Consider the following 5,156-nt stretch of genomic DNA (forward strand, 5'->3'; position numbering starts at 1 on the left):
ACTGCCGGCGCTTGCCCGGACACGGGACGGCCACAATCTCTACTCGCTCGGATACAACCGTGGGCTCAAGAAGGGTCGAGACGAGCCCGCGCAGGCAGACGCTCGGGAGGGGCTGACGGAACAGGCGATCACGGATGCCGTGAAGAAGTGGTTTCCCGACCGCGCGTATCAGGCCCCGTTCTTTGCCCGCGCCCTTCTCAATGGAGCCAATCGATGATCACTGCCGCCGAGGCCCGCGAGATGGCCGGGCCGACGATCCGAGAGCGCGTCGAAGCGCTTGATCCGCTGATCCGCGCCGCTGCCGAAAAGGGGAAGCGCGAAATCATTCTCCACGACTGGTGGGCCAACGTCGGATATGCCCGCGGGAAGGAATGGAAAGAGGCCGAGAAGCTTTTGAAAGAAATCGGATACACGCTCGACTTCTTCTATGAAGAAAGCCAGTTCGTGAACATGTACGCAATTGTGAGGTGGTGATGATGAACAAGCTGACCGCCGAAGCGCGCGCGACGATCATGGACGCCTGCCAGAGCATTTCGCGCAGCGCCGACGCACTGAAGGACTGCCACACCGTCGACGGGGATTGGGGTGACGATCTCGCCGCGAAGGCGTTCTACGACGCTGAACTCACACTGCTCGAGCGCCTGACCGCGCTGCTCGCCCATCCGGGCCAGCCCGTCGCCGATGATGCGGCAGTGCGGGGCGATGAGCGGGCGGCGTTCGAATGGCCGCCTCTCCCGGTATTTCCTGAGTCATTTGCGCATGTCGCCGGTCACGCGTACTTCACCGAGCATCAAATGCAGGGGTACGCGAACGCATACGGTGAGGCAGTCCGCGCGGCAGCAGCGCAAGCCGTGGCGACGGAACGCATCCGGGCTATGTTCATGGCGAACCCGCCGGACGAACTCGGCCCGACCGATGAGCCGGAATCGCAGTACCGCTTCGGCTACAACACGGCGCTCGAAGATGTGCTCGAAGCGCTCGCCTCCCTCCCCACCAAGAAAGCAGGTGCGGGACAGCCGGAGCGGCGCAGCCACCGATGGGACGACGAGGGCGAGCGTTGCGTGGTTTGTGGTGACAAGGACTGGATGGGCGATCCGGTGTGCCACGGCAGGATTTCAGAGCCGCGCGTCGCAATTCAAGGAAAAGACCATGACGAGTAACACGCTTCCCGACGATCTCAACCCGGCCATGATCGAAGTATGCGCACGATTCATCGGAAAGCTCACGGGGCTCGTGCCGCCACCGGTCGCCGACTTCCCGCCGGAAATGCATGCGGCGTTCCGACAGTTCGCAGCCGATGTCTACGCGATCGTGCACGAGAACGTCGCGCAACCGGAGACGCGCGCCGAGGTGACGGACGCCGACAAGCTCGACGCCGATCGGTATCGACTTCTCAAGTCAATCCCATTCGGGCCAACCGTGCCGCCCGGCTATCGAGGAATTTTCTTCACGTTTGCCGTGCCGACTGGCAAGCCGGGATTTATCCGGAGCTGTCGCGGAGAAGAAATGGACGCCGCCATCGACGCCGCCAGACTGGGAGAAAAACAATGAGCAAACTCTGGATGCTTCACATCCAAGGCCCGGACGATGTTGTCGCGGCTCCGTCGAAAGACGAAGCCGACAAGGTCGCGGCAGCGTTCAATGCGCACTGGGGCGAATATCTCGCGAAGCAACGCGCGGCGTCCATTGCAGCAGGCCAAAACCCGGATCACTGGCCAAGCATCACCGCAGTCGTCGTCGAATGGGATGGCACCGCCGCTGCGCATGCAAAGAGCGTTGCAAAGTATTGGCCCGAATATGCCGAGTATGCGGCCGCCCGTTCAGGAGCAAGCCATGCGTGACCTATTCCTATGCCTGCTGATCGCTGCGGCTTTCGTGATTGGCGTGAAGATCTGCGCTGATTTGGAGTGGGGCGGCGAGCAGACGCATCGAGTGGCGGGAGGTTGAAGTGGCCTACCTCAGTTTTGGCACCGGCCTGCTCGTCGGGTGGTGTGCCGCCAGTTTGTGTGTGGGATTGGCGCTTGCGATTCATTGGTGGAAGCGCGGCACGCCATTGATTGAGCTTGATGACTGGCAAGACGCCTTCGCCGATTCACGCGCTCGCGGCCACAACACCGACGCATACACATTCCAGATCGCATGGGCATATGCCCGAGAACACTATGACCGCGCCCCGCAGGCGCCGGAACCTGAATGCACGAAACAGCAACACGCCTTATCGCCCTAACCGAACAAAGCTGGAGAGCAACCATGTCGCAGGCAACAACGCAGTGGACATATGAAACGGCGCTTGAGTGGATCAAAGGATCATTTCGCTGGCCCGGTGGAGTGATTCGGGCGCGGCAGGGGTATGAGCCGACCGATCTCGACCGGAACGCGATTCAGTACCTGGTGGATGAGCATCAGTTTGGGTGGGAGGGGTGATGCAGACGACAGGCTGGTATCCCGCCAATATCGATCCGTTGCGGATCGGCTATTACGAGATGCTCAACGAATCCACGGGGATCATATTCCGTGCATGGTATAGCGGCTGCATGTGGTTCCGCGATCTTCATGGGCCGACAGTGCCGCTAGTTCGTATCTGGCCGTGGCGCGGGCTCGCATCACCGGCAACGTGCCATGCCGCTCGAGACGGTGATTGCTCATGGGCGCATTGCCCGCAGATTGAGGATGGCGAGCCGGAGAAGTCTAGGCGGCACTGTCCGCTGGATGGAGGGGATGAGGAATGAGCATTCAAAAAGTCATCGACGAAGGAACCGTCGAGATCAACGAGCCGGACGAGTTCTGCGGCTGGTGGGATCAAAACCATATCTGGGTGAAGCGCGTCAGCGACGAGAACTGGTATATCCGAGTTCGCACGCCCGATGGCTGCTACGCCTATGACGGGTATTGGCCGACTGATCGCCACATGGAAATCGCAGATGCGGTAGACGAGGCGTTCAAGGGCGCAATGCTCTTGGGGGAATCGACGTGACGGAACACAACACGTATGAGCGCGGCGCACCGACATGCCCACATTGCGGCCACGAGATGGACTCCGACGAGATGTGTGCCCACCACGAAGATCTATTCGCGCTTGCTCCTGACGAGGGGCGCGCCGAGATCAAATGCCCCGACATTCTGTGCGGCAAGACATACCACGTACAGGGCGGCTATCTACCGCATTACACCAGCGCTATTGATGAGGATGAACTGTAATGCTAGACGATCAATGCTCGCATGGGGTCAAGTGGAGCTGCCAATGCCGCGAATGCGATCTCGTGTCGGCGCGAGAAACGGTCAGACGCTGGAAGCCCGTCGTCGAGGCGGCTGAGCGACGGATTGAGGAGCTTGCGGACAAGGAGGGGGCGATCAATGGACGATGACGGCTATCCAGACGGCGAAGAACTGAAACGTATCGCTGAATGGCCCTACACGGACATTGCCGGGATGCTGGAGTTTGTGGCCGGGATCTGGTGGTGCCCGTCCTTTGGCTGGCACATTGAGGGCGATATTCTCAAGCTATCGACCGGCGGATGGTCTGGCAACGAAAGCGTGATCGCCGCCATGCAGGAGAACCGGATGTTCTGGGCGCTCTGCTGGGTTTCATCGCGGCGAGGCGGTCACTACGAATTCGACCTGAGCCGAATCAAAAACTTGGAGGAAAAGGATGGCGGCGAAGTTGATACCCCTGCGCGAATGGGCGCATGATTTGTTCGGGGAGCATGCTCCGCATTACAACACGCTTCTGAACTGGATCAAGCGCAACAGCATCATGCCGCGCCCCATTAAGGTTGGACGCAGGTATCTATGCGACCCGAAGGCGCGTTATATCGATCCGGTCGCAGAAAAGATCGGGAGAATGGCGGATGGCCGCTAGACGACGTAATGCCGACCGCCGCAACTGGCCGAAGAACCTGTACCAGAATTCAGCGGGAACGTTCTGGTATAGAAATCCGAAGACCGGCAAGACGTACAGCCTTGGGAAAGATCTGCGGGTTGCAGCCGATCAGGCGCGAGCGGCCAACGCAGATCTTGAATACCGGAAAGGCCACGTCAGCCTGATTCAGCGCATGAATGGAGCCGAGACGACGGTAGCCGAATGGTGTCGGCGGTACAAAGAGATCTTCATTGATCGAGGGAACAGCAACCCGCGCACGCAGGCGAATGTCAGCAGTGACCTAGAGGCTATCAAGAAGGCGCCGTTCAAAGATTATGCGCTGTACAAGGTGACACCAAACGATGTGAGCAAATGGATCAAGAGCATCGCTGGGACGGTTAGCGCATCGCGCGGCGGTCAGCTTCGAAGCCGCCTGTCAGATATGTTCAACGAGGCCATTGCCGAGGCGTTGCTGGAGGCTGGCAAAAATCCTGTTTCGGCTATCCGCAAGCCAAAGAGCAAGGTGATGCGTCAGCGCCTTACTCTGGATGACTTCACGAAAATTGTTGCCGCCGCCAGGAAGGATCCTGGCATGGTGTGGGCTGCCCGAGCATTCTTGTTGGCGCTGCTTACCGGCCAGCGTCGCGAGGATATCAAGAACATGAAATTCTCCGACGTGCGCGACGGATTCGTATGGGTGGAGCAAGGAAAGAGTCAAGGGGCAACCAAGCTCAAAATTCCGGTGACCCTTGGTCTTAAGTCGATTAAGCTGACGATTGACGACGTGATCCGCGATTGCCGGGACGATATCGTGTCAAAGCATGTTATCCACTACGTCCGCGCGCGAGGCACGTCCAAGCCAGGGCAAAGCCCGCTGATAGGCAAGCTCAGCGAAGTCTTTGCTCAGTTTCGTGACGAGGCGGGGATCGTCGTGGAGGATGGCAAGACTGCGCCAACTTTTCACGAGATTCGCTCGCTGTCTGCACGACTATATGGTGATGAGTTTGGGGCCGAGTTTGCTCAGGCGCTACTTGGGCACAAGAGCGCCCAGATGACAGAGCTTTATCGCGACGCCCGCGGGCGCGAATGGGCCGAAGTCAAGATCCGATCTTCGTAGAAAATTTTGGATTGGATTTTGACGAATTTTGGACGACCCACCGAAAACCCTTAAGGTATAAGGCTGCGTGATCCAGCCGCGTCATTGCCATCGGATCAAGGCGCAAAAACGCCATTTCACGTTAAAAATCAACTGGCTATGATGCTTTTGTGGCGTGATTTATATCACCGAAATTCACAT

General features: G+C 58.8%; 12 protein-coding genes. All 12 read left to right on the top strand.

Features of this window, described 5'->3' with window-relative positions; translation table 11 throughout:
* The coding region (locus KH616_RS20965; protein WP_292250458.1) for a hypothetical protein at nt 1-217 on the top strand (217 nt) is incomplete at its 5' end.
* On the top strand, nt 214-474 hold the full coding sequence (locus KH616_RS20970) for a hypothetical protein (protein ID WP_292250460.1): 261 nt from the start codon (nt 214-216) through the stop codon (nt 472-474). The genes KH616_RS20965 and KH616_RS20970, both read left to right, overlap by 4 nt.
* Nucleotides 475-476: 2 nt before the next feature.
* Nucleotides 477-1,160 (top strand): hypothetical protein, encoded by a 684-nt coding sequence (locus KH616_RS20975; protein ID WP_292250462.1) that lies wholly within the window; start codon nt 477-479, stop codon nt 1,158-1,160.
* On the top strand, nt 1,150-1,551 hold the full coding sequence (locus KH616_RS20980) for a hypothetical protein (protein WP_292250463.1): 402 nt from the start codon (nt 1,150-1,152) through the stop codon (nt 1,549-1,551). The genes KH616_RS20975 and KH616_RS20980 overlap by 11 nt, the downstream gene beginning before the upstream one ends.
* Nucleotides 1,548-1,841, top strand: a complete 294-nt coding sequence (locus KH616_RS20985) for a hypothetical protein (protein WP_292250464.1) — start codon at nt 1,548-1,550, stop codon at nt 1,839-1,841. Before KH616_RS20980 ends, KH616_RS20985 begins: the two co-directional genes overlap by 4 nt.
* A 107-nt stretch (nt 1,842-1,948) precedes the next feature.
* Nucleotides 1,949-2,227, top strand: a complete 279-nt coding sequence (locus tag KH616_RS20990; RefSeq protein ID WP_292250465.1) for a hypothetical protein — start codon at nt 1,949-1,951, stop codon at nt 2,225-2,227.
* Nucleotides 2,228-2,250: 23 nt separating this feature from the next.
* On the top strand, nt 2,251-2,424 hold the full coding sequence (locus tag KH616_RS20995; RefSeq protein WP_292250466.1) for a hypothetical protein: 174 nt from the start codon (nt 2,251-2,253) through the stop codon (nt 2,422-2,424).
* A gap of 301 nt (nt 2,425-2,725) precedes the next feature.
* Nucleotides 2,726-2,974: a hypothetical protein gene (locus KH616_RS21000; protein WP_292250467.1), complete on the top strand. Its 249-nt coding sequence runs from the start codon at nt 2,726-2,728 to the stop codon at nt 2,972-2,974.
* Complete coding sequence (locus KH616_RS21005; RefSeq protein WP_292250469.1) at nt 2,971-3,198, top strand: hypothetical protein; 228 nt, start codon at nt 2,971-2,973, stop codon at nt 3,196-3,198. Before KH616_RS21000 ends, KH616_RS21005 begins: the two co-directional genes overlap by 4 nt.
* A 156-nt stretch (nt 3,199-3,354) precedes the next feature.
* Entirely contained in the window at nt 3,355-3,690 is a 336-nt protein-coding gene (locus KH616_RS21010) for a hypothetical protein (RefSeq protein WP_292250470.1), read from the top strand.
* Nucleotides 3,650-3,859, top strand: coding sequence for an excisionase (locus tag KH616_RS25435; protein WP_366835021.1), 210 nt, complete (start codon nt 3,650-3,652; stop codon nt 3,857-3,859). Before KH616_RS21010 ends, KH616_RS25435 begins: the two co-directional genes overlap by 41 nt.
* Entirely contained in the window at nt 3,849-4,976 is a 1,128-nt protein-coding gene (locus KH616_RS21015) for a tyrosine-type recombinase/integrase (RefSeq protein ID WP_292250471.1), read from the top strand. The genes KH616_RS25435 and KH616_RS21015 overlap by 11 nt, the downstream gene beginning before the upstream one ends.
* The last annotated feature ends 180 nt before the right edge of the window (nt 4,977-5,156 follow it).

This window comes from Burkholderia sp. (assembly GCF_018375725.1).
Taxonomy (GTDB): Bacteria; Pseudomonadota; Gammaproteobacteria; order Burkholderiales; family Burkholderiaceae; genus Burkholderia.